At 41.5% G+C, this 24,613-nt stretch carries 24 protein-coding genes; 2 read left to right on the top strand and 22 right to left on the bottom strand.

Features of this window, described 5'->3' with window-relative positions; translation table 11 throughout:
• Positions 1–22 precede the first annotated feature (22 nt).
• The 11 genes from MKX52_RS05455 to MKX52_RS05405 all read right to left on the bottom strand — a co-directional run bounded on the left by MKX52_RS05455 (position 23) and on the right by MKX52_RS05405 (position 12,221).
• Complete coding sequence (locus MKX52_RS05455; RefSeq protein ID WP_012009562.1) at positions 23–775, bottom strand: YjbA family protein; 753 nt, start codon at positions 773–775, stop codon at positions 23–25.
• A gap of 72 nt (positions 776–847) precedes the next feature.
• Positions 848–2,134, bottom strand: coding sequence for an MFS transporter (locus MKX52_RS05450; RefSeq protein ID WP_225970062.1), 1,287 nt, complete (start codon positions 2,132–2,134; stop codon positions 848–850).
• A 147-nt stretch (positions 2,135–2,281) separates the two neighbouring features.
• On the bottom strand, positions 2,282–3,034 hold the full coding sequence (locus MKX52_RS05445) for a class I SAM-dependent methyltransferase (RefSeq protein WP_342491628.1): 753 nt from the start codon (positions 3,032–3,034) through the stop codon (positions 2,282–2,284).
• 116 nt (positions 3,035–3,150) lie between these two features.
• Entirely contained in the window at positions 3,151–4,050 is a 900-nt protein-coding gene (opp4C, locus tag MKX52_RS05440) for an oligopeptide ABC transporter permease (RefSeq protein WP_251184202.1), read from the bottom strand.
• 33 nt (positions 4,051–4,083) lie between these two features.
• Positions 4,084–5,034, bottom strand: a complete 951-nt coding sequence (locus tag MKX52_RS05435; RefSeq protein WP_012009558.1) for an ABC transporter permease — start codon at positions 5,032–5,034, stop codon at positions 4,084–4,086.
• A gap of 228 nt (positions 5,035–5,262) precedes the next feature.
• On the bottom strand, positions 5,263–6,894 hold the full coding sequence (locus tag MKX52_RS05430; protein WP_342491627.1) for a peptide-binding protein: 1,632 nt from the start codon (positions 6,892–6,894) through the stop codon (positions 5,263–5,265).
• An 83-nt stretch (positions 6,895–6,977) separates the two neighbouring features.
• Positions 6,978–8,000 carry a dipeptide ABC transporter ATP-binding protein gene (locus tag MKX52_RS05425; protein ID WP_144522755.1) on the bottom strand — a complete coding sequence of 341 codons (1,023 nt, stop codon included), beginning with the start codon at positions 7,998–8,000 and terminating at the stop codon, positions 6,978–6,980.
• Positions 7,997–8,977, bottom strand: coding sequence for an ABC transporter ATP-binding protein (locus tag MKX52_RS05420; RefSeq protein ID WP_342491626.1), 981 nt, complete (start codon positions 8,975–8,977; stop codon positions 7,997–7,999). Before MKX52_RS05420 ends, MKX52_RS05425 begins: the two co-directional genes overlap by 4 nt.
• A gap of 161 nt (positions 8,978–9,138) precedes the next feature.
• Complete coding sequence (locus MKX52_RS05415; RefSeq protein ID WP_119124687.1) at positions 9,139–9,942, bottom strand: DUF2268 domain-containing protein; 804 nt, start codon at positions 9,940–9,942, stop codon at positions 9,139–9,141.
• 77 nt (positions 9,943–10,019) lie between these two features.
• Positions 10,020–11,261, bottom strand: a complete 1,242-nt coding sequence (gene fabF, locus MKX52_RS05410) for a beta-ketoacyl-ACP synthase II (RefSeq protein ID WP_012009553.1) — start codon at positions 11,259–11,261, stop codon at positions 10,020–10,022.
• A 21-nt stretch (positions 11,262–11,282) separates the two neighbouring features.
• The gene (locus tag MKX52_RS05405) at positions 11,283–12,221 is read right to left on the bottom strand and encodes a beta-ketoacyl-ACP synthase III (RefSeq protein ID WP_106041570.1); all 939 of its coding nucleotides are present in this window, start codon (positions 12,219–12,221) and stop codon (positions 11,283–11,285) included.
• Between the two features lie 169 nt (positions 12,222–12,390).
• Between MKX52_RS05405 and MKX52_RS05400 the strand changes: the two genes are divergently transcribed.
• Positions 12,391–12,624, top strand: a complete 234-nt coding sequence (locus MKX52_RS05400; RefSeq protein ID WP_088002067.1) for a hypothetical protein — start codon at positions 12,391–12,393, stop codon at positions 12,622–12,624.
• Between the two features lie 10 nt (positions 12,625–12,634).
• Here MKX52_RS05400 and MKX52_RS05395 read toward each other — a convergent pair whose 3' ends face one another.
• The 4 genes from MKX52_RS05395 to MKX52_RS05380 form a co-directional block, all read right to left on the bottom strand.
• On the bottom strand, positions 12,635–12,832 hold the full coding sequence (locus MKX52_RS05395; protein WP_003211983.1) for a ComZ family protein: 198 nt from the start codon (positions 12,830–12,832) through the stop codon (positions 12,635–12,637).
• A 10-nt stretch (positions 12,833–12,842) separates the two neighbouring features.
• Entirely contained in the window at positions 12,843–13,805 is a 963-nt protein-coding gene (locus tag MKX52_RS05390) for a BMP family ABC transporter substrate-binding protein (protein ID WP_211063171.1), read from the bottom strand.
• A gap of 90 nt (positions 13,806–13,895) precedes the next feature.
• A complete protein-coding gene (locus tag MKX52_RS05385; protein ID WP_342491625.1) occupies positions 13,896–14,471 on the bottom strand; it encodes a nad binding enzyme in 576 nt (191 codons plus the stop codon).
• A gap of 75 nt (positions 14,472–14,546) precedes the next feature.
• On the bottom strand, positions 14,547–15,287 hold the full coding sequence (locus tag MKX52_RS05380; RefSeq protein ID WP_342491624.1) for a hypothetical protein: 741 nt from the start codon (positions 15,285–15,287) through the stop codon (positions 14,547–14,549).
• Between the two features lie 211 nt (positions 15,288–15,498).
• Here MKX52_RS05380 and MKX52_RS05375 point away from each other — a divergent pair, with 211 nt between their 5' ends.
• Entirely contained in the window at positions 15,499–15,693 is a 195-nt protein-coding gene (locus MKX52_RS05375) for a YjzD family protein (protein ID WP_003211779.1), read from the top strand.
• 113 nt (positions 15,694–15,806) lie between these two features.
• On the opposite strand, the gene MKX52_RS05370 is transcribed toward MKX52_RS05375, so the two are convergent.
• The 7 genes from MKX52_RS05370 to argB form a co-directional block, all read right to left on the bottom strand.
• Positions 15,807–17,072 (bottom strand): MFS transporter, encoded by a 1,266-nt coding sequence (locus tag MKX52_RS05370; RefSeq protein ID WP_342491623.1) that lies wholly within the window; start codon positions 17,070–17,072, stop codon positions 15,807–15,809.
• Positions 17,073–17,241: 169 nt separating this feature from the next.
• Positions 17,242–17,421, bottom strand: a complete 180-nt coding sequence (locus MKX52_RS05365) for a YjzC family protein (RefSeq protein WP_003211282.1) — start codon at positions 17,419–17,421, stop codon at positions 17,242–17,244.
• Between the two features lie 102 nt (positions 17,422–17,523).
• Positions 17,524–18,474 carry an ornithine carbamoyltransferase gene (argF, locus tag MKX52_RS05360; RefSeq protein ID WP_342491622.1) on the bottom strand — a complete coding sequence of 317 codons (951 nt, stop codon included), beginning with the start codon at positions 18,472–18,474 and terminating at the stop codon, positions 17,524–17,526.
• Positions 18,471–21,551, bottom strand: coding sequence for a carbamoyl phosphate synthase large subunit (locus tag MKX52_RS05355; protein ID WP_342491621.1), 3,081 nt, complete (start codon positions 21,549–21,551; stop codon positions 18,471–18,473). The genes argF and MKX52_RS05355 overlap by 4 nt, the downstream gene beginning before the upstream one ends.
• Entirely contained in the window at positions 21,544–22,605 is a 1,062-nt protein-coding gene (locus MKX52_RS05350; RefSeq protein WP_144481834.1) for a carbamoyl phosphate synthase small subunit, read from the bottom strand. Before MKX52_RS05350 ends, MKX52_RS05355 begins: the two co-directional genes overlap by 8 nt.
• Positions 22,606–22,674: 69 nt before the next feature.
• The gene (locus MKX52_RS05345) at positions 22,675–23,826 is read right to left on the bottom strand and encodes an acetylornithine transaminase (RefSeq protein WP_216889250.1); all 1,152 of its coding nucleotides are present in this window, start codon (positions 23,824–23,826) and stop codon (positions 22,675–22,677) included.
• The gene (gene argB / locus MKX52_RS05340; RefSeq protein ID WP_342491620.1) at positions 23,823–24,599 is read right to left on the bottom strand and encodes an acetylglutamate kinase; all 777 of its coding nucleotides are present in this window, start codon (positions 24,597–24,599) and stop codon (positions 23,823–23,825) included. The genes MKX52_RS05345 and argB overlap by 4 nt, the downstream gene beginning before the upstream one ends.
• Positions 24,600–24,613: the final 14 nt, after the last annotated feature.

Here is a 24,613-nt window from a genome sequence, read left to right as displayed (position 1 = left end):
CACATTATGCTGCAAGCTTTTTCTAATTCACCTTTGATTCATTTTCCATTTCCCAAAGCTTTTCAAAAAACGGCTGTCCCTTAATCATTTTTTCACAGAATGCTAAATGATTCTCTGACCATCCATCAATGGTTTCATTGTAAAGCATGTTCCAAATCTCTTCGAATGACATTCGCTTAATTTGATTGTACATACGCGGGTTCCATTCCGTATACCAATACGCAATCTCCGCCCTGTTTTGAAGACCTTTTAATTGATCGAGCGCCATAAACATGAGCTGCTTCAACTGTCTTTCTTTTCTTGTTAGTCCGCTAATGTGCTGCGGCGGTAAAGACAAAATATGATACTCCTTCGACGACTCAAGACTGTCCTGAGAAAATTCATATTCCTCAGCCTTCACATCTTTCACCATTTCATACACCAACTGCTCCTGCCTTGGAATTAAGCGGCTTTTCCTCACAGGAATGGAATACCCAATCGTATCCACCGCAATAATCCGGATACCGTCCGTCACCACAAAGCAATATTCTAGTTTACGCCGTTCATGATTTTTTCGAATATATGATTTCTCAAATACAGATTCTAGCAGCGTCTTCGGTAGTTCTGAAAGATCATTCTCTATGTAATCATACAAAGGACTCTGCACCTTAAGTAAAGGTACTTGATCTAACAGCTCCACACTGTCCTCCTTACGCCACTCATGAAAATGACACACATTGTAGCCATTTTCTTCCCCTTCAAACCAATTCACCCATACGTCATGAAGAAATAACATAACCAATCCCTCACTTTATAAAAACTGTTGTCCACAGTATGGGCAAGGGATAGAGAAATTATTCCAACTTTATTAAACTTCAAGCTGGGCAACTGACGGTTTGTCTTTATTTTTTTTCGTGACAGTTAATAAGGCGGAAAAACCTTTCATCCGCATTGAGAATAAACTGATAGCGAGCAGTACTAAGCCAGAGATGGCTGTAATCCAAATGACACCAATATATTTTGAAAACATACCGGCGATGATTAATCCAAGAATGATACCGAAGTTAGAGAACATTTGTAAGATGGACATTGCACGTCCTCTATAAGCATTTGGAGTAAGCCCTAGAAATAAACTGCTAATCGGCACATTCAAGAAAGCATTCATTAAGCCGATACCAAACACCCAAAGGTAGACTGGTGGTAACCCAAACAGTGCTTCTAGAAACTCAACCGGTATGATGACCATCATCCAAATTCCCATAAAGATCGTCGTTGTCATTAAAATATAACCAGGTTTGATTTTTCCAAGCAAGTAAGGACCTAAAATGGAACCGATAACGGCTCCGATACCCGAAAATGCTTCAATCATCCCAAAATGAAAACCTGATACTTGAAACTCGTGCAGCAAAATAGAGTTGGATGTAGTATTAAAAATTCCTGCGATAAACATGACTTGTGTTAATAAAAGGATTAAAAAAGCAAGTGGTGCTGATTGAAATACGACCTTCAATCCTTGCTTGATCGCCGTCCACTGTTTTTCTTTAGACGTTGAAAGGCTCGCTTCCCCTTCCTTATTGTTCTTTTTCACAAGTACAGCCGTCAGCAAGATAAAACATGCGGATAGACTATAAGTAAAAATATCAATAATGAGTAGAGCTGTCGGTGAAAAGAAAAGAAGAAGTAGGCCTGCAATACCAGGACCCGCAATCTGCATAACAGAATAAATACTTTGAGAAACCCCCATCGCTTCTGTAATATTTTTTTCTCCCACTACAACCGGAATATACGAGGAGCGCGCTGGATAAAAAAAAGCACTTCCTATACCTGATAAAAAAACGAGGATAATGACATACACTGGATGGTGTAAACTAAAGATCATTCCTATTAATATGAAAGACCGAAATAAATCGGCTGCAATCATAATATGATGTTTTTTGAATCGGTCTGCCGCAACACCACCAAATAAGCCAAAGAAAAACATGGGTGAATATTGACAAAATAACACAAATCCAATTAATAACGGATCATTCGATGTAGTTCCAACTACATAAAGGATGACAATAGTTGTAAGACCGTCCCCAAAACGGGAAAATAATTGTCCCATACAAAACATAAGGAATTGTGGCTGCTTCAGGATAGCGATCAATAAAATCAACCTCTCAATCTTCTCGTCTGAACTATTTATTTACGTAAGAAAGTGCGTGTGATTGAACACGCACTTCTCAGAATGAATATAAAAATCAATTATTTTGTGATGATGATAATAACGTTTGTTTTCATATGACTCACCCCCTTTAATACTTCATTTTGTGCATAAAAGTATCGTGTTGTGAGCTTCTACGTTATATGAATTACTTTCAAAATCTCCATAAATATGTTTGACGATAAAACCAGCATCTTTTAGCATATTTGTGATTTCAGCTACACTATATAACCGCATTGTGATGACATGGTTGGTTGTTTTGTAATTCACTATCCTTGTTTGTTCTATTTTAATAGTGCTGTTTACTATATCTAACTGTCTTTTTTCTAAGGCATAGCCTGTCTTTTCGTCTCCAAACCAGATAAGTGGATGGAAATACTTAATAAGAAATTCTCGATTTGCAAGATGAAGAAGCAATGTTCCACCTTCATTTAAACATGAATACATGGACCTCAGCATTTTCATGTTCTCCTCATCTGACATATAGACAATCGATGTTTCCATATTAAGCACAACATCATACGTTCGAGGGGGATGAAAATCTCTTCCATCTTCTAAAAATGTTGTCACTTGGTGATTTGACTCTTTTTCAATATGCGCCAAAAAATCCTGATTAATATCCAGTCCATCTATTTGAAAACCTGCCTGCCAAAGTTTAAGCAGGTGTCTTCCATGTCCACAACAAAAATCTAAAATGTGCGGATGATCATAGTTTTGAAGAATTTTTCTTTGAATAAAGTCAACTTCCACATCCACATTTTGAGATAAAAGACGTGAGTAAATCTCTTTATACTGGAAACCAAAAAAGTTTGTACCATCATCTGAAATTGGTGTTTCCACATTAACAGACAATCAGGAGCCCCCCTCTCAATCTCTTATTCACTGTAAATCTATGGTACTATATCAAATTTCCTTTTTCAACCACTTTTGATATAAAAATACATTTTTTGTTACTTAAGTACGTCAAATTACTTTAATTTTTTAGGATCAAGGGCATCTCTTAGTCCATCACCTAAGAAGTTAAAGCATAAAACGGTCAGCAATATGAGTAAACCTGGGAAGAGTGGATACCACCACGCTTGCACCATAATCGAGAAGTTTTGTGCATCTTGTAGCATGTTGCCCCAGCTCGCGGTTGGCGGCTGTATGCCAAATCCTAGATAGCTCAGCGTTGATTCAGCCAAAATGACGGAACCTACTTTAAGGGTTGCTGACACAATAATAGGACCGATACAGTTCGGTAAAATATGTGAAAAGATGATGACATGGTTTTTCGTTCCAATGGTTCTTGCTGCGAGTACGAATTCTCTTGTTCGCAGTGATAAAAATTCACTGCGGATCAATCTCGCGGTTGTGGTCCAGCCGGTCAAAGCAAAGATGAAAATCAATTTATCAATGCCCGGTTTGAAAATGGTGACGAGCGTGATTAAGAGAAAAATGTCAGGGATCGACAACACAACATCCACACACCTCATTAACAAGGAATCAACAAATCCTTTGAAATACCCTGCTACCGCTCCGACCACAGTGCCAATGGTAATCGCACCGACCACCGAGACGAAACCGACTAATAAAGAGACTCTCGCGCCATAAAGCACCCTTGAGAAAATATCTCGGCCAAACTTGTCAGTTCCCATCAAATGCTCTGCACTTGGCGGCTGGAGCCGTTTTAATAAATCTTGCTGCTCTGGTGCGTAAGGGGCAATCACAGGAGCGAAGATGGCTGAAAAGATAATGATTAATAAGATCACGGAGCCGGCAACCGCCAATTTATTTTTGAAAAATTTCTCACAAAATAAACGCAGCATCGTCTCTGGCTTTGGCGGAAGTCCCTCTTTTAATTTGAGATCAACAGGAGGTGTTCCCATATTAGGCTGTGCCAATTGTGCTTCAGCTCCCTTCTAATATTCAATACGCGGATCAACGATCGCATAGAGAATATCCGCAATTAAATTTCCAACGACCACGAGCACTGCGGAAATAACAGTCATCGCCATAATGACCGGATAATCTCTCGAAAAGGCAGAATCAATAAACAGCTTCCCTAATCCTGGCCAAGTGAAGATTTGCTCCACCACGACTGCGCCGCCAATAAAGGATGGAATCATCAATCCGAAAATTGTAATGACAGGCATAAGACCGTTTCTTAACCCGTGCTTGAAAATGACTTTGTTTTCTCGAAAGCCTTTCGCTCTTGCGGTACGAATGTAATCCTGCCTCATGACATCAAGCATGCTCGATCTTGTGTACCGCGTGAGCCCTGCCATATCAGCGGTTGCTAAAACAAAGGCTGGTAAAATGATGTGATGGAGCCGGTCAAATAGATTAAAATCGGTGTTTAAGGTAGACACGCCGCCTGTCGGGAACCATCCTAAATTCACAGATAACACCATAATTAGAATGAGTCCAAACCAAAAATTCGGAATAGCCAGTCCGATAAAAGATGTAACTGTAATGCCGTAGTCTAGCTTTGTATATGGACGTTTTGCTGAAAGAACACCGAATGGGATGGCGATAATCAGGGCGACTAATGTAGAAAAAATCATGAGGATGAGGGTATTTGGCAGCCTAGCAAAAATCAAATCAGCCACGGGCGTTCCCTTTTTCACAATGGAGGTGCCAAAGTCACCTTGAAGCATATTGCCAAGCCATTTCATATACTGCACATATTCAGGATCGTTCAAGCCGTACTTATCAATAAAAGCTTCCCGGTCTGCCGCACTAATGGTTGGGTCCATCATAAGTGACATTGGATCGCCTGGTGCTGCTTTCATAATGGCGAAGGACAAAATGGTAATCCCAAATAAGATGGGAATGGAAAGCAGTGTCCTTCTAATGATATATGTAACCATATGCACAACTCCTTTTTCATCGGATCGCCATACTGTGATGAAAAAGGGCTAAAAGGATCTTTCTTTTAGCCCTCTGTCTTCATTACAATGTGATATCAGAACCCTTTCAATCTAACTGGTGCTCAGTGAATGTAATCATCGTGAGCACCAGCACGCCAGACTGACACGGGATGGAAGGGGTTATCTTCATGTTAAAGGAGAGAACTTTCCTCTTCTTTCACTAACAGCCTACTGTTCAATCCACCATTTCTCGATTTTGTAATACTCATCTTTCGGGTGGTATGAGTAGCCTTGGAGATTAGATGGCATCGCGCGATGTGAGTTGGCATAGTAAAGGAACGTATATGGTTGATCTTCTGCAATCAGTTCATAAATTTTTTCATATGCCTTTGAATATTCTTTTCGATCACTTAAATTCTTGGCATCCACTAACAGCTTATCGACCTCTTTATTTTTATACCAGATGTTATTCAAGCCTTTTTCTGACTGGCTTGAGTGGAAGATGCTGTATTGGTCAGGGAATGTCGCAAGGCTCCAGCCGAGCAGTAGCGCATCATAATCCCATTTAGGCGGTGTCGTCTGTTCAATAAGTGCGCTGAATTCCACAATTTGTGGCTTCGCTTCCACACCAATTTCCTTGAGCTGCTGCTGGACAACGACAGCAATGTCTTCACGAACTTTGTTTCCTTGGTTGGTCTTTATGACAAAGGAGAATTTTTTGCCATCCTTATCAAGATAACCATCTCCATCTGTATCCTCCCAGCCCTCTTCTTTCAGCATTTTTTTCGCTTTTTCTTGATCAAACTCAAACACTGGAACACGATCATTCTTTGGATAGTTCCATGACAGCGGACTCTCTGGAATGTTGGCTACTTTGCCGTCTCCATCCAACACTTGATCGACAATCGTTTGGCGGTCAATGGCATGTGTGAGCGCCTGTCGCACTTTTTTACTTTTAAAGAGTTCATTTTTCTGATTCCAGCCAATGTATGAATAATTGAGTCCGAGATCAGATTCAATTTTAATGTTGCTGATTTTTTCAGCTGTTTGCAGCTCAGATCCCGGCACAGCAAAGAAATCAATATCACCTGCTGAAAGCTGGGCAATTGCTGCATTCTGATCAGGAATGGTTTTAATCGTGACGGTATCGAGGTATGGGCGTCCGTCCCAATAATCGTCAAAGGCTTCTAGTTTCACGTAGTCGCCTTCTTTCCACTCGGCAAATTTAAATGGACCTGAACCAATTGGTTTTTTTCGGTTAAATTCATTTTCACCGAGATCCTTTACAGGCACATCACCTAAAATATGCTTAGGCAAAATGCCGTAGCTTCCTAGTGTGACATTATAGAAATAAGGATCTTTTTTATTGAGCTTGAATTCGATAGAGTAATCTCCTGTCTTTTTAACAGAATCTAATACTTCAAAGCCAGATCCGCGCTCCCCGTTGTAGTCCTTATTGATCGGAATGCTGTATGTAAACACAACATCATCAGCTGTCAGTTCCTCGCCATCATGAAACTTTACACCTTTTTTAATGGTCACATCAAACTGCTTCCCGTCATCAGATTCTTTAATATCTTCTGCGAGTGATAGCTGAGGGTTCAGCTTTCCATCAGTTTGAAGTAAAAAGCTGTAGATTCTTTCTTCAATATCAGAGCTCGCCACATCTGTTGAATAAAGCGAGTTAAATAGTGTTGGTTCTGCAATGGAGCCGATGACAAGATCTCCGCCCTGTACAGGTTTACCGGTGGATTTCTTTTCATTGTCTCCAGAGGTTTTATTTCCACTAGAGCAAGCCGCAAGCATGAGTGTGAAGATCAGCAATAAACTAATCAATATGGATTTTCTATTTCTATTCATATACAATTCCCCCTATCCTTTTTTAAAAATGACGACAGATGCCGCTTCATCCCCCCTCTCAAAGATGAAATCATGCAAGCCGATTAAGCGTCGTAAAGGTGACAGGCAACGAAGTGGTTTGGTTTTAATTCTTGAAATGCTGGTATTTCTTCTTGACAGATTTGTTTCGCATGCGGACATCTTGTGTGAAATACGCACCCTTTTGGCGGATTTGCAGGACTTGGTAAATCGCCTTGAAGCATGATCCGTTCTCTTTTGATCTGCCCCTTTTTACGGGTAACTGGGACTGAAGAAAGCAGTGCCTGTGTATATGGGTGGAGCGGTTCATCGTATAGGCTATGCTTATCGGCAAGCTCCATCATTTTGCCGAGATACATCACGCCGACTCGATCACTAATGTGCCTAACCACACTTAAGTCGTGAGAGATAAATAGATAGGTCAGGTCAAATTCCTCCTGAAGCTCCTCCATTAGATTAATCACCTGCGCCTGAATGGATACATCAAGTGCTGATACCGGCTCGTCTGCAATGATCATTTCGGGATTCATAGCAAGCGCACGAGCAATGCCGATTCGCTGCCTCTGTCCGCCAGAAAATTCATGGGGATAGCGATTTGCAAAGCTTGGATGAAGGCCCACCTTTGATAAAAGCTGTTCTACTTTTTCATTTCTTTCTTTTAAGGAATATAAGTGATGTGTTTTGTAGGGTTCTTTGATGATGCTTCGAAGTGTTTTTCTAGGGTTGAGTGATGCAAAGGGATCTTGAAAAACCATTTGAATGTTTTTTCGTGTTGATTGTCTTAGCTTTGATTCTGATACGCGGGAGATATCTTGCCCTTTAAAAAGGATTTGACCGTCAGTTGGTTCATATAAACGAATCATGGTCCGGCCTAATGTTGATTTACCGCATCCTGATTCCCCCACTATCCCTAACGTTTCACCTTTATAAATCTTCAAATCTATGCCGTCAACAGCTTTGACTGCACCGACTTTCTTCTGAAAGACGCCTGCTTTAATCGGAAAATATTTTTTAATCTGTCTCAGTTCAAGAATGGTTTCTTTCTCTATTAGATCTGTTGCATGTGGTTGATTTTGAGCAAGGGTCATGTTTGGGCTGCCTCCTCATATAAGAAGCATCTCACGCTTCTGCCATTTTCAAAAGTCCTCAGCTTAGGTAGCTCTCCTAGGCATCGCTCCTTCACTTGCGGGCATCTAGGAGCAAAGCGGCAGCCGGCTGGAAGCTGATCTGGTGCAGGGACATTCCCTCTTATCGCTGTTAGCGGCTGTATGTCTCCGTCAATGACAGGAATCGATTCAAGCAGCCCTTCTGTATAAGGATGAAGCGGCTGATCAAATAATTCTTCGACGGTCCCATTTTCAACAACCTGTCCGCAATACATGACAATGACTCGATCTGCCACTTCAGACACGACACCTAGATCATGCGTAATGAGGAGAATCGATGTACCAAATGTCGTGCATAGATCTTTCATCAATGTGAGCACCTGGGCTTGAATCGTAACATCTAGGGCAGTTGTCGGCTCGTCTGCAATGAGAAGCTTCGGATCACAGCTTAGCGCAATCGCAATCATCACTCTTTGCCGCATGCCGCCTGATAAACGGTGCGGATAATCTTTGATGATTTGTTCCGGCCTGGAAAAACCAACAAGCTTCAGCAGATCAATCGCTTTTTTCGTCGCTTCTTTTTTTGAAAGTTTTTTGTGATAGATGAGGATTTCTGTTATTTGTTCCCCGATGGTTAGGACGGGATTAAGTGAGGTCATGGGTTCCTGAAAGATCATCGATACGTCATTACCACGAATGTTGCATAATTCCTTTTCACCATATGTAACGAGATCCTTGCCATCAAGCTTGATGGAACCGTCCATAATTTTTCCACCAGTGCCGTTAATCAAGCCCATAATGGATAAGGACGTAATGCTTTTACCAGAGCCAGACTCACCGACTAATGCGACAGTTTCTCCTCTATTGATGCTGAAATCAACGCCGTCTACAGCAGGTATCGCTTCTTTTTTTCGAAAAAAATAGGTTTTTAAGTTCTGCACTTCAAGCAGCGTGGTCATGTATTCGCCCCTTTCACCATCAATCAATCAAGATCGATCTAAAAATTCCGCCTTTTTTGAATAAAAAGAATTATCAAAATTTATATTTGTATATTATTACATTGTTATGACGAAATCAAGAAGAATTTAGTAAATTTGTAATATGTCTCTTTTTATGTGAATCATTCACTTTGTGAGTCTATCGCCTTTAAAAAAGTTTCGGACGGCTCTGCAATCATAGACTCCTCGCTGATTCTGTGTTCATTGAAATACTTTTTCACGATATAAAATCCAGTGGCGTAACCAAGCATTTTGGGGTAGTTTCCTTTTCCATAAAGGAGGTTCTGTATCAGTCTTTCGTCGTCCTGCACTTTTTGATCAAGATGACTGGATACCCATTTCTGATACATACGCTGAAGCTGCGATTCGTCATAGAGAGTGGTCCATTTGGCTGTATAGCTTTCTCCGTATCTATGATACACAGCATATTCAGCGAGTCCCTCCATCATGATTGTATCAAGGAATGTAAAATCTTTTTCTTCTTTCGTGAGAAAATGTAACCTGCATACATGGTGATATTCATGAGTCAGCAATGTACCGATGCGTTCTTTCGGGGTATTTGGCGACAAAAACAGAAAGACCTTGTCGTCAAATGCCATGCCGGATTGATAATAAAATTGCTCTCTAATTTCTCTGCTGCTCTCATTGACTGGCAAAATAAAAACTGGAATGTCAGGGCCTTTCCACTGCTTTTGCAGCGCCCTGTATTCTTTCATAACGAGCTGGAAGTACCCTTTTTCTTTGAGCTGGTCGATCATGTCTTTGCATGATTTAAAAGACCGAATCATGCCGTGATGCTGCAGGTGGGAGAGAATAGAGGACCATTCTTTTTCCTCCGCCCCTTTAAAATAAGGAACAAAGCGCGATGCAAGCTCCTGAAATGATGAAGATTGATGAATGAGATATTGTGTATTGACTAGACCCATACTGCTAAACACCTCCATTTTCATCATATGCAAAAAAGCGGCAATCTGATTATAGATCGCCGCCTTCTTAGGAAATATTACGCTTCGTATTTTTTAAAGATAATTGTCGCATTATGTCCGCCAAAGCCAAGTGAGTTACTTAGAGCCACTTGTACTTCTTTTGAACGTGCTTCATTTGCCACATAATCAAGATCACATTCTTCATCCGGTGTTTCAAGGTTAATGGTTGGAGGAATGACGCTGTCTTTAATCGCAAGTACAGAGAAAATAGCTTCTACTCCGCCTGCTGCGCCAAGTAAGTGACCTGTCATCGATTTTGTCGAACTGATCGCAAGCTGATTTGCATGCTCTCCGAACACTTCTTTAATCGCCATTGTTTCAAATTTATCGTTGTACGGTGTGCTTGTTCCGTGGGCATTGATATAATCAATTTCTTCCACAGACAAACCAGCATCTCGAATTGCTTCTTTCATTGCGCGGACGCCGCCTTCTCCGTTTGGAGCCGGTGCTGTAATATGATACGCATCACCAGTTGATCCATATCCAACGATTTCTGCATAAATCGTCGCGCCACGTTTTAATGCATGCTCAAGTTCTTCAAGGACGACAATCCCTGCACCCTCACCCATAACAAATCCGTCACGGTTTTTGTCAAATGGACGGCTTGCTGTCTCTGGATCAGGATTTGTCGAAAGAGCTTTGTTCGCACAGAAGCCAGCAAACGACATTTTTGTTAACGGCGCTTCTGTTCCGCCTGTGATCATCGCATCTGCATCTCCGCGCTGAATGACTTTAAATGCATCACCAATTGAGTTTGTACCTGTTGCACATGCTGTTACAGTACAAGAGTTAACCCCTTTTGCGCCAAGTGCAATTGAAATTTGGCCTGTTGCCATATCTGGAATCATCATTGGAACGAAGAACGGGCTTACGCGTCTTGCTCCTTTATTTGAATACACTTCAAACTGCTCTTCAAATGTTTCAAGTCCGCCAATACCAGATCCAACCCATACACCAACACGTGGTGCGATTTCATCTGTGATTTCAAGACGTGAGTCTTCTAGCGCCTTTTGAGCAGCAACAACTGCATATTGCGTGAAGCGTGCCATTTTTCGTGCTTCTTTTTTCTCCATGTAATCTTCAATGTTAAAATCTTTTAATTCTGCAGCCACTTTTGCTGTATATTCACTTGAGTCGACACGTGTGATTGGTCCAACTCCTGATACACCTGCTAAAGCATTTTTCCATGTTGATTCTACATCGTTGCCAAGAGGTGTCAAAGCACCCAATCCTGTAACAACTACTCGTTTTTTATCCATTAATTTGTGCACCTCACTCTTTTATCGGCCCCATCGCATAGCGATTGCGCCCCACGTTAATCCGCCACCAAAGCCTACCATTACAATCACATCGCCGTCATGAATTTTTCCGGCTTCAATTTCTTCACATAGTGAAATTGGAATGGATGCTGCTGATGTGTTTCCATATTTATGGACTGTTTTCGACATTTTTTCAACTGGCAGCTCTAGGCGTTCGCGGGCTGCTTCCATAATGCGAATGTTTGCTTGATGCGGGATCAAGAAGTCAACGTCTTCTTTTGATAGTCCAGCTTTTTCGATAACGTTTACGCTTGACTCGCCCATTTGTCTTACAGCAAATTTAAATACTTCTCGTCCATTCATGATTGTATGATCTTTTTCATCTAAGTACAAGTGCTTACCGCCTCTTCCATCGGCTCCAAGCTCAAATGAGAGAATTCCTTTCCCTTCGCTGACCTCTCCTAACACAGCAGCCCCTGCTCCATCTCCAAACAGAACAGCAGTATTGCGGTCATCCCAGTCGGTAATGCGAGAAAGTTTTTCAACGCCAACGACGAGCACGTGCTTGAACGTACCTGATTCGATAAATTGTTTTCCAGTAACAAGCCCATACATAAAGCCAGCACACGCAGCGCTAATATCCATTGCACATGCTTTATGTGCACCGAGCTGCTCTTGAATCATACAAGCGACTGTCGGAAATGCTTGATCTGGCGTGACTGTCGCCACAAGAATCATATCGATATCTTCTGCAGCTACATTTGCGTCAGCTAATGCTTTTTTTGCAGCAGCAAGCGCCATATGTGATGTATTAACATCATCAGAAGCAATTCTTCTTTCTTCTATACCTGTTCTAGTACGAATCCATTCGTCAGAAGTTTCAACCATTTTTTCTAAATCAAGATTTGTTAACACTTTTTCAGGTATATAGCGGCCAAGGCCAATAATTCCAGCATTCATTGAATAAGACTCCTTTTACTCATACGAGCATGTGATATTGTGATCTTATATTAGTATCTGGTACTAATTTTACCTTATTTTTTTCTCCTTGGCAATACAAACGTCTATCCTTTCCTCTCACTTTTTTCATAGAGTATTGATATACCAGTAGTAGAAAGGAGCATTTGATATGGCGCAAAAAGATATTTTTTCGGCGATGATGTTTGGTCAGCCGCTTGAAAAGGAGAAAAGCAAGACAGAAACAAAGGAGGAACGCGTGGAATCAACCTCAAGTGAAGACTCCATTGACTACATGCATGTCATGAATCAAATTGGGAACATTATGAACTCTATCGATGAGCTGAAGCCTGTGTTTAAAGATGTTGGCCCTATGATTAGTGCCTTCAAGAAAAAATTATCATAAAAAAAAGCCACTATTCTGTGGCTTTTTCTGATTCTGCATCTGCTTTTCCAAGCTCATATGCCTCTTGCATAACAGATGTAAACAATGATAAAAGCGGCTGAAGAGCTTCAGGCTCAAGCTGAATACCTGCTTTATCTAATTCTTCTTTTGCCTGCGGAAAATACTTCATGGCAATTTGTAAAAACTCCATCGATTTTTCGTGTTGCATCGTCGTATCCTCACTTTTCATTTGGCAGTTTGCCCGTTTTTTTGTAAGTCGCAATATCACTTTCAATGTCTTTCAAAAAAGCACGGTCAATGGTGGAACTAAATTTCCCCATTTCGATCACTCCTTCTTTAAAGTCAAAGGAGTACTCACCTTGTTCATTTAGCTTGCCTTCATTAAATTTCTTCGCAATAATACTGTACGCTTTATCCACATGCTGAACGGTGCTTGTTAAGACGGTATGGCTACCGAGGTTGGATTGATCGGTGACATATCCGATCGCTGATAAATTATCGGCTTTGATTTGTTCGATGACAGGGATATTATAACCATCACCTGCTGGATATACAACATCTACGCCCTGTTTTTTCAATTTTTGATAGAGCTCCACGGCTTTGTCCGCATCATCCCAGTTTTCGACAAACTCGGCAAGTACTTGTACATGTTCATCTTGATATTTTGCACCTTTGATAAAGCCGTCTACTTCGCTTTGCCAATCATATGTAGCAAGAATACCAATCTTTTTTGACTTTGACATATGTGCTGCTGTCATGCCTCCAAAAAAGCCCATCGCTTCACCTTTAAATGTCACATTCGCAACATTATCCGCCTGAGGCTTGTTTCCATTTACCGTGATAAATTGCGTTTTCGGATAATCTTCACTAATGATATTGAAAATTTCGCTGTATTCACTGCCATGGCCAATAATCAAATTGACTCCTTTTTTGTGAAATTCTTCAATGGCATCAACGATTTTCTCTTTGTCGACCATTCCTTCCTTATAATAAACATCTACACCAAATGTCGATTGAATATTTAATAAGCCTTTATAACCTTTCGTTCCCCAAACTTGATCATTAATTGTATCGGGGACGAGTAAACCCACCTTCTCAATCTGTCCTTTTAAAGGTGCCTGTGAGCAGGCAGATAATAGGAGAAGGAACGAAAAGATCATGACAAGCCGCTGATACTTCATGCCATGTTCAACTCCCTTTGCCACATGCAGGCATGAACCTGTATGTTAAATATAGGTTTATTTTATACTGAAAAAAGATAAGATGGAAGATCATTCTTGCTTTTTGTCGAAAAATGTTGAGTTTTGTCTTTTCCATTCTGCTATCATTTCTTCTGCTTGTTTGTCATCTGTTTGTCTCTCCACCTTCAATTCATGTGTTATTTCCTGTCTTTGTTCAGCGCCTGATGCCCAATTGTACAAATCCCTTGCGACATCTTCTACAAAAAATGCTTCTTCACGCTTCGTTCTTTCTTCATCAAGTGTCCATGGTCCAAACATGCGAGGTAGAATAACTACCGGCACATTCTGATTGGATGATTTATCTTCAGTTTTTTCATAAAGAACACGGTATATGCCATGCGTCGCTTTCAAGCCTTCTTGTCTTTTTTCTGGTTCTTCTGATTGAATAAAGATCAGATCGTACGTGTCTTTCCCATCCTGCAGGTCAATAACACGGAAAAGATCATTTCTGCCAAGCCACATCATTCGTTCTTCTAATAACATCTTTTGCTCTTTTGTTTGGTGATGAGGACATGTGATATCCACTTGCATGCCCTCTTTCATCATATATTCACACAGTGCTAGGCCAAAAAATTCATCTGCCCCTATGATCAGTCCTGTTTCCATGTTCATGTCCCCTTTTTTAGCTTATCGAATAAAAAGAAGAGCCCTTTCCATGAAGGGCTGTTATCATCCTATTCATCACAATTCTCTTTCATGCGATTTATAAAACTTGTGAATGGATTGAAAGATTCTTCTCGGATGATCAAACATATGCAAGGTGAGATCGATCTGACAATGCTCTGGATTCTTCATGTGCTGATCAATAAAAGGCTTTGCATGCAGTTCATATGCATAAGGTGCACCGTTTAGTCTTTGCCATATGTGAATTGGTACATGAGCAGCATGATCAGGGCAAGCTGGGAGCGGATACGTTTCCGCTTCCTTTTCAGAACAACCGTAGCTCTTCGCTAATTCTTTGATCAGCTGCTTATAAAAGAATTTGTGTTCCTTTTCTCTCTCTCGTTGTGCATGGAGATGCAGACATGGATTCACGAGCGCAATGGATCTTAGCACTTCTGGCATCTCTTCCGCAAGGCTCATAGCAACGAGTGCACCCATCCCCTCTGCTAGCACATGAATCTCCCGGTTTAATATTTCTTGTTTTAATGTGTGATGAACGAGCTGCTTTGCACTAAAAACAGCATCTTCGCATCCCCAGTGATTCCCATGAAGATGACTATTAAACAATGTATATCCTTCATCCTTTAAGGCAGTTAAAAGCTGGTTTCTTCCATAGTGCTGAAGCCAGAATGATGTATTTTCCTGCACAAAGTGATTTCGGTCACCGAGGATAAGAATGCCAAAGCCATTTGGTTTTTGAGGAAGGTGAATGACGTTCCACTGGGAACCAAGCTGGAAAAACCGTTCGCTTACACCCATATGGCCAGCCTCCTTTCAGTGATTCTGCTTTCTATGATATGAACAACAACTCTTGTAGGAATAAGGAAATCCCCTAATGACAGAAGAATTCTTTTTATTTTTATAGCAGAAGGTCTAAAAATGATCACATAAAGGCTAAAACAGTCTTTTCCCCTCACTCGTATCTATGGTATGATAATCAATAGATTGTTACATAAAGGACGGTGGGATTATGCATTATATTATCACCCTCATTTGGACTTTTCTGCTGACACATATGGCTGGTTACATCGTTGCTTCGATGAATGGCGCTGCTTATGACTTTACTTTGACTTCTATTCTTGCAGTGGTGTTTACGGTTATTTTATTCATCTTTGCTGAAGTAAGTCCAATGAAAGAAACGGAAAGTTCAACAAAACACTCTTAATACGTAAGAGAATGTGAGAAAGAGCTAAAATGATCTTGATTTTAGCTCTTTTCTTTTTCCTTGAAATGCGGTACGCTAAAACCCCCTGTAGCCACAGGGGGTTTTTTTATTGCTTACACTTCGACGGTTTCGGACTTCTGTTTGTCTGCTGTCAAATGGCTTTTCGCAAGCCCTGTAAACAGGAATATTGCGATACCTGATAAGATTTCAAGGACCCCACCGCCAGCAATGACAGGCCCCGCTCCAAATCTTTCTGCCAGGACGCCTGATGCGACAGCTGCAAGCGGGAGGAAAACATTTGATGAAGCATTGATCACCGCGTATACTTGCGGTTGATCATCTTGGTCGACAGACGTTTGAATAATGACCATTTCCGGTACATTGATCGCACTAACGGCGGCACCGAATATAAAGGAAGCAAGTAGAACAACCGGCAGCCATGTACTCATCCCTGTGATAAAGAATGCAGCCCCTTCAATCATACCAGCGACAATAAAGAACAAACCAAATCTCTTAATTTTCACTTTCGCTAGAGCAAAGCCCATCATAAACGCACCGACTGCAGCAACACCTCTTAAAATGGAATACACCATGGAATCGCTTTGCAGTGCTTCTGCTACATATACAGCAGAAAGTGCCTGCCACGGAGCTGCGGCGACATTCATTAAAATACAATACAACGTCAGCGCAAATAAAATATGATGATTTTTAACGACGAGAAACCCTCTTTTTAAGTTATACAAATATGTATTCTTTGCTTGTTTAATGCCTGCTGCTTTGTCTTCATCGTTTTTCTTTAATTTAACGCCGATAATAAACAGGCCGGATATGATAAATAAGGCAGTGGTGATAAGCAGGGTATCTGCAGGTCCGATTAATTTGACCAAGAGACCAGCCACCATGACTGCTGCAAGTGCAACAATTTCAAAAGAAGATTGCAGGATGGCGTTTGCTTTTTGAATGAGATGCTTCGGTACAATCTGAGGTAAAATCGCCACAGAAGCTGGGTTATACGCTGCACCAGTTGCCGATTGAATAACCATTAATGAGATCAATAACCATAAAGGCAATAGATGCGAAAAATGCAGTAGCGGAATAATGAGTACAATGGTTGCTCGAACGACGTCTGAAGCGAACATCCATTTAGACAAATGGTGCTTTTTCATAAGAGGTCCTAGTATTGGGGCTAGCAAAGATGAAGGAAGTACGGTTACTGCTAGGAGAAGTCCTGTACCGAGCGCTCCATCCCCTCTCAAAATCAATAGCCAAAGGACGGATGTAAAAGCAAAACTTTCTCCTGTGTTTTTAATGAGTCTTGATATGAATAATGAGGTGAAGCGTTTATTCCAAACACTTTCACTGAGATTCGTCTTTTCCATCACACAAATCCTTTCAACAATATATTACAATTACATATTTTACCTTATTTTCTCTTTTATTCATACTATTTATTTGAAAATTTGAACTTAATTGTTTTTTATTATAAAGAAAAAAGAGGCATGACACATGCCTCTAAAGACTTATTCCAACCGACTCTTAGTCAATTGCTTACGGCTTTCTCTGATAGGTCCAAACACGGTTATGGTTTGAGTTATCCGGAAAGACGTCGCCTGCTTGAAGCTTAATCTTTAAAGGATCTTTCACCATACTGCCGGTTTCACCGATCTCGACATACACACCATTATTTGGTGCTTTATTCCCTGATTTAAACTGATGCTGCTGACCCATTTCCATCCTCCTTTCTCGATGATGTTATTATGTCCCGTGACTTGCCTCTCCAATCCTTTATGCAAAAAGTCCCTGCTCATATGAGTCAGGGACTTTTTATATTTATTTAGATGGTTGATACATGAGCTCTTTGATTAATGCTTTTTGTACATGCAGACGGTTTTCTGCCTGCTGAAATACTTTTGAGTGCGGTCCGTCAATAATGTCTGCTGTCACTTCTTCTCCGCGGTGTGCTGGGAGACAATGAAGGAAAATATAATCTTTTGCTGCATGACGCATTAGTTCATCATTGACTTGATATTCTTTAAATTCAGCAAGGCGTTTCTCTGTTTCTGCTTCCTGCCCCATGCTTGTAAACACATCAGAATAAATGACATCTGCATTTTGGACAGCAGCGACAGGATCTGTCGTAACGATGACTTCTGCGCCTGATTGTTTTGCAAACTCACGTGCTGTGTCTGTTACTTCTTGAAGTGGTTCATAGCCTTTCGGAGATGCAACTGCAATATCACAGCCTAGCTGCGCACAGCCAACCATCAAGGAGTGCGCTACATTATTTCCGTCACCGATGTAAGCGACTTTGATTCCTTTTAATGTTCCTTTTGCTTCTTTTATCGTCAATAAATCTGCAAGTGCCTGGCATGGATGGGAGTAGTCAGTAAGTCCGTTGATGACAGGAATGGATGCATATTGTGCCAGCTCCTCGACCTTCTCATGTTCAAAGGTTCGAATCATAATGCCGTCTACATAGCCAGATAGCACCTGCGCTGTATCACTGATTGTTTCTCCTCTGCCGATTTGCAAATCATTTGAGCTGAGGAAAAGCGCATGTCCCCCCAGCTGCGTCATTCCCGCTTCAAATGATACACGGGTTCTCGTTGACGATTTTTCAAAAATCATCGCTAACGTTTTCCCTTTGAATAAATCTTGGTAGGGGTTTTGTTTCATTTCTTCTGCTTTTTCAATTAAATAAGCAATGTCATTGATTGAGAAATCTTTTAATGATAAAAAGTCTTTTCCGTATAATGTCGGTTGCAGGTCAACTTGACTCATGCCGTCACTTCCTTTTTGTATAATTCTTGGAGCGATACTGGTGATACATCTCCATTTTTCCCTTGCAGGAATGCTTGAACTGTTTCATATTCGGTAAGGACCTGGACCCCATGTGTGAGTGCTTTTACGCGTTGCTCTTTTGCCTCTTCATCTTCGCCTAAATGGATATGAAGGGTTTTATCTTCGTTTTGCAGCCAAGTGTCAAAGCTATCCGTCCAGACGTCAAAGCCTGCATGTTTTGCTTCATCTACCAATTGTTCATTGCATTTTATAAATAAGCTGCCTTTCTGATGCCAGATCGACGCAAACACTTTTTTCAAGGCGCTTTCGGCGTTCTTGCCTACACACATTCCTTCTCCTGTCGCTTTCATTTCAGGTGTCAGCTTTAAGTCAATATCTTGAATGGCATGTGATGAGAAGACTGGGAATTTGACCGCTGTTCCCCCTTTGTTTTTCGTTACTGGGTTCAGTTCGTCAAGCGTCGCACCCGCTAATAATTGAGTCGCAAGCGGAATCATGTCAATGCCCATTACTTTGCTGACAACTGGAACGGTCCGGCTTGCCCGCGGATTCACTTCTAGTACAAGCGCCTGATCCCCTTTGATCACAAATTGGATATTCATAATGCCCTTAAACGCTAATTTCTTCGCTATTTGTTCGGACGCAATATGCACTTGCTGTTTGATGTCTTCACTGATGGAGACACTTGGCAAGATGGCAAAGCTGTCACCTGAATGGACACCCGCTTTCTCAATATGCTCCACGATCGTTGGGATGAAGGTCGTTTTACCGTCAGAAATTAAATCCACTTCGACTTCTTTTCCAGTGACATACTCATCAATTAAAATGGGGTATGGCAAATGATCTGGCTGATCAAGTAGTGACGTCAAATGCGCTTCTGACTGGACAACCATCATTCCCATTCCACCAATGACATACGATGGGCGAATCAACACAGGGTAACCGATGCTTTTAGCATGCGTGAGCGCTTCTTCTTTTGAATGAGCTGTATCTCCTTTGGCATGAGGAAGGTTCAGTTCATCAAGAAGCTGATAGAACAAATCACGATCTTCCAGCGCATCTAGCGTGTCAAAGGATGTACCTAACAACGTAATGCCCGCTTTTTCCAAGCCTTCTGCTACATTGATCGCAGTCTGTCCGCCAAATTGAACGATGACAAAATCAATTTGCTCTGCTTCCACAACGTTTAAGATGTGCTCTAATGTAATGGGCTCAAAATATAAACGATCGGCGATTTCATAATCCGTACTGACCGTCTCTGGATTGTTGTTCATCATGATCGTTTCAAAACCAAGCTTTTGCAGGGTAAGAACGCCATGCACCGCACTATAGTCAAACTCGACTCCTTGCCCAATTCGAATTGGACCAGAGCCAATTATGAGTGCACGCTGTTTTGTTTTCTCTTGATGCTCTCCATCACTTTTGCCAAAGTATGTGGAATAGAAATAGTTCGTTTTTGCATCAAATTCCGCTGCACATGTGTCGACAATTTTAAATGAAGCCGTAATGCCATATTCTTGACGAAGCTGTCTAATCGCTCCTTCACTATTGCCTGTTAGAAGAGCAATCGTTTCATCAAGGAAGCCCTTTTCCTTTACCTTTTTCAAGGTGTCTTTGGAGAGCGTTCCCTCATGGTTCTTCAATTCCCGTTCGAGAGTAATCATATTGTTGAACACATGTAAGAAGAATCGATCGATTTTCGTCGCTTGATGGATCGCTTCAACTGTTTCCTGTCTTGAAAGTAGCTCCATGACAGCGAAGAAACGTCGATCGTCTGGTGTTTTGACTAGCTCAAACAGTTGTTCAGCCGATTGATCTTTCAATTCTGGCAGGTGGAAGCCCTTTGTTTTAATTTCAAGTGAGGCAACGGCTTTTTGGATGGCTGACTCTAAATTACGATCAATCGCCATGACTTCGCCAGTCGCCTTCATTTTTGTACCTAATTGACGATCTGCCTGTTTAAATTTATCAAACGGCCAGCGCGGGAATTTCACGACGACATAATCGAGTGCCGGCTCAAAACTAGCATAAGTTGTGCCTGTGAGCGGGTTTTTGAGTTCGTCTAGTGTATAGCCTACCGCAAGCTTTGCTGCCATTTTAGCAATCGGATAGCCCGTTGCTTTTGAGGCAAGAGCAGACGAACGACTAACCCGCGGGTTTACCTCAATGACAAAGTATTCTTTACTGAGTGGATCAAGGGCGAATTGGATATTACATCCCCCGACTACATCCAGTGCTGAAATGATTTTCAGGCTCGCTGAACGAAGCATTTGATAATCCTGATCCGTTAATGTTTGCGAAGGGGCAACGACAATCGAGTCTCCTGTATGCACGCCAACTGGATCAATATTTTCCATATTACAAACCGTAATACACGTATTTTGACGGTCTCTCATGACCTCATATTCGACTTCTTTAAAGCCTGCGATGCTTTTTTCAACTAAACACTGATGAATTGGGCTCGCTAAAAGGGCTCCTTCAATAAGAGGTTTAAACGCTTCTTCTGTTAAAGCGATTCCGCCGCCCTTACCGCCAAGTGTATAGGCAGGTCTTAGAATGACTGGGAAGCCTACTTCTTTTGCAAATAGAAGGGCATCCTGTGCATTATCCACAATTTCACTATCTGGCACAGGTTCGTTCAACTGCTTCATGAGAGCACGGAATTTCTCTCGATCTTCACCGTTTTCAATTGTTTCAACTGACGTTCCGAGCAGGGTTACCCCGTGCTTTTTCAGCACACCAGCTTTTTCTAGTTCGACAGCAAGGTTTAAAGCGGTCTGTCCGCCAAGGTTGGCTAAAAGCCCATCTGGTTTTTCCTTTTCGATGATTCTTGTCACTGAATCAACTGAAAGCGGTTCAAAATAGATTTCATCAGCAAATGATTCGTCTGTCATAATGGTTGCTGGATTGTTATTCACTAAAATCACTTTGTAGCCCTCTTCTTTTAGGGCCATACATCCTTGTGTTCCTGAGTAATCAAATTCTGCTGCCTGACCAATGATGATAGGACCAGACCCGATGACTAGAATGGTTTGTATGCTTTGATCTTTAGGCATGTGCGACTTCTCTCCTTGCTTGTTTCACTTTCTCAATAAAATCATCGAATACCCATTCACTTTCAGCAGGCCCTGGGTGTGCTTCTGGATGAAATTGAACTGACATAATGAGCTTCTCTTTATGAATGAATCCTTCGACAGATCCATCATTGACATGAAGGAATTTCACGTCCACTTCTTTGTCATTCATGCTTTTTTCATTCACTACATAGCTGTGATTCTGACTCGTCATGAAAACACGTTTGGATTCTGTATCTTGTACAGGGTGATTCGCCCCGCGGTGGCCAAATGGAAGTTTATACGTATCCCCGCCAAGTGCAAGAGCGATTAATTGATGACCTAAGCAGATCCCAAGTGTCGGGAAAGTCATCATGATCTCATGAATGGTTTTTAAATATGGCTTCATTGTTTTGGGATCTCCAGGACCATTTGATAGCAGGACCGCATCTGGCTTCATTTCAAACACCTTTTCCAGCTGTTTGTAAGGAATGACGGTTACTTTACAGCCGCGCGCTTCAAGCGAATCTGCTATTGATTTTTTAAAGCCAAAATCAATCAGCGCTACATGTTCCTCGCCGCTGCCTTGAGTGTAGATTTCGTCCTCTGTCACCTGTGCAACCACATTGTCTTGTTTCATGGCAGGCGGTGTTTCGTTTTCATCTAAACTGATCACAGCGTTCATCGTCCCATTTGCCCGGATGTTTTGCACGACTGCACGTGTATCTGTATGTGTCAGAAGCGGGATGTTCCACTTCTGCAAATAATCTTTTAAGCTAACCGCTGCAAGATGGTGAGAAAAATGGTCGGCTGCTTCATACACAACAACAGCTTTCACTTGTGGTTTTTTACTCTCAAAGTCTTCATGATTAATGCCGTAATTTCCGATAAGTGGATATGTGAAAACAATGATTTGCCCCTTATAGGAAGGGTCTGTGAGTACCTCTTGGTAACCAGTCATCCCTGTAAAGAAAACCACTTCACCTGTCTTGCCAGCTTCTCCTGTCAGATCTCCTTCAAAAGAGGCTCCATCTTCTAAATTTAAATAACCTTTCATGCTTGTGTCACCCCAAATTGAATAATTAGTAATATAAATGCATTTTTATGCGTTTTGGTGTAAAAAAATTTATACCTTCACTGTTTCATTTGCTAAAACCTGAGTTAGCGCATTTATCGCTTGATCTATTTCTGCTTTTTTTACATTCAGCGGAGGCAATAACCGAATCACATTTGGACCAGCTGGAAGTACTAGCACCCCTTGTTCTCTTAGGGCTGTGATATAATCCCCGACTGGCTGATGACATTCAACCCCTGCCATCAATCCTTTTCCGCGTACTTCTTTTACGATATTCAGTTGTTTCAGATCTTGCAGCTTTTCTAGTAGATAATCGCCTTTTTCTTTCACTTCTGTCAGAAACTCATCTTTGAAAATCACATCGAGTGTTGCATTCACTGCGGCCATGGCAAGCATGTTACCACCGAAGGTTGTTCCGTGTGAACCTGGTGAGAATGCGTCTCCTAATGCCTTTTTCCCGATGACTGCACCAACTGGGAAGCCATTTCCTAATCCTTTTGCAGAAGAGATAATATCAGGATCAAGTCCCGTTTGTTCGTATGCAAATGCTGTTCCTGTACGTCCTATACCCGTTTGAATCTCATCTACGATCAGCAGTGCTTCATGCTTTTGGCAAAACGCTTGAACGGCTTCTAGAAATTCTGTTGTTGCTGGATTGACGCCACCTTCTCCCTGCACAACTTCGAGCATCACCGCTGCCACATCACCGACTTCACATGCGGCAATCGCTTCTGGATCATTGAACGGTACATAATGAAAGCCTTCCAGCATAGGACCAAAACCCGTTTTAATTTTATCTTGACCAGTAGCAGCCATACCAGCATACGTGCGCCCATGAAAAGAGTGCAAAAATGTCACGATATTTGTTTTTCCTGTTGCTTTACGTGCTAATTTGATCGCACCTTCATTTGCCTCAGCTCCGCTATTACAGAAAAACACGAGATCACCTGAACTGTTTGCAGCCAGTTTTTCTGCTGCTTTTTCTTGCAGTCCATTTTCAAATAGATTCGATACATGCCAGACATGATCAAGCTGTTTCTTGATGGCTTGATTGACCTTTGGGTGATTGTGACCGAGATTTGTGACTGCTATGCCTTGGATAAAGTCTAAATATTTTTTCCCATTTGTATCGACTGCCCAAGAACCTGCTGCCTCTTTAATTTCAACATTCCACCGTCCATATGTTTGAAAGAGATGACTCACAGGACCGCCTCCTTTTCCTTCACAATTCTTGTTCCTTTAAAAGTTTCCCCTGTAAAGATACTGCCTTTGCCATTCACGATCATGACTTCATCCACATCTCCTGATAAAGCACTCAAAGCGGATTGTACTTTTGGAATCATTCCCCCGGAAATAATGCCTTCATCAATGAGCGTGAGAGCTTCTTGTTCGGTGACGACATCTAATAATTCACCATTTTTTAAAATGCCTTCCACATCTGTTACAAACATGAGCTTATCAGCTTTCATCGCTCCTGCAACAGCTGATGCTGCTAAATCCGCGTTTACGTTTAACGTTTGGCATTCTTCTGTCATAGACAACGGTGCAATCACAGGAATAAACTGTTTTTCCATTAATGCTTCTGCCATCTCTGGATGCACTTCTTTGATTTCACCAACGTACCCGTACACGTCTTGATCAAGAAAATCAGCGACAAGCATCTGCCCATCTTTCCCAGACACACCGACAGATGAGATATCATGCTTTGCGAGCTCTGATACAAAGTATTTATTGACCGTGCCCGAAAGGACCATTTCTGCTACCTCTAATACTGGCTTTGTTGTTTTGCGCTGTCCGTCAACAAATTCTGTTTTTACATTTAATTTTTGAAGCATGTTCGTGATTTCAGGACCTCCACCATGGACGATAGCCAGCTTATATCCAGCAGCTTGAAGTGATCGGACATTTTCATAAAAGGTATCTGAAAGTTCTCGAATGACACTGCCTCCACACTTGAATACGATCGTTTTATCCATGTCTATCTCCCTCA

Source organism: Bacillus sp. FSL R5-0422 (assembly GCF_038610765.1).
Taxonomy (GTDB): domain Bacteria; phylum Bacillota; class Bacilli; order Bacillales; family Bacillaceae; genus Bacillus; species Bacillus pumilus_O.
This window is presented reverse-complemented; position numbering and strand designations above follow the sequence as displayed.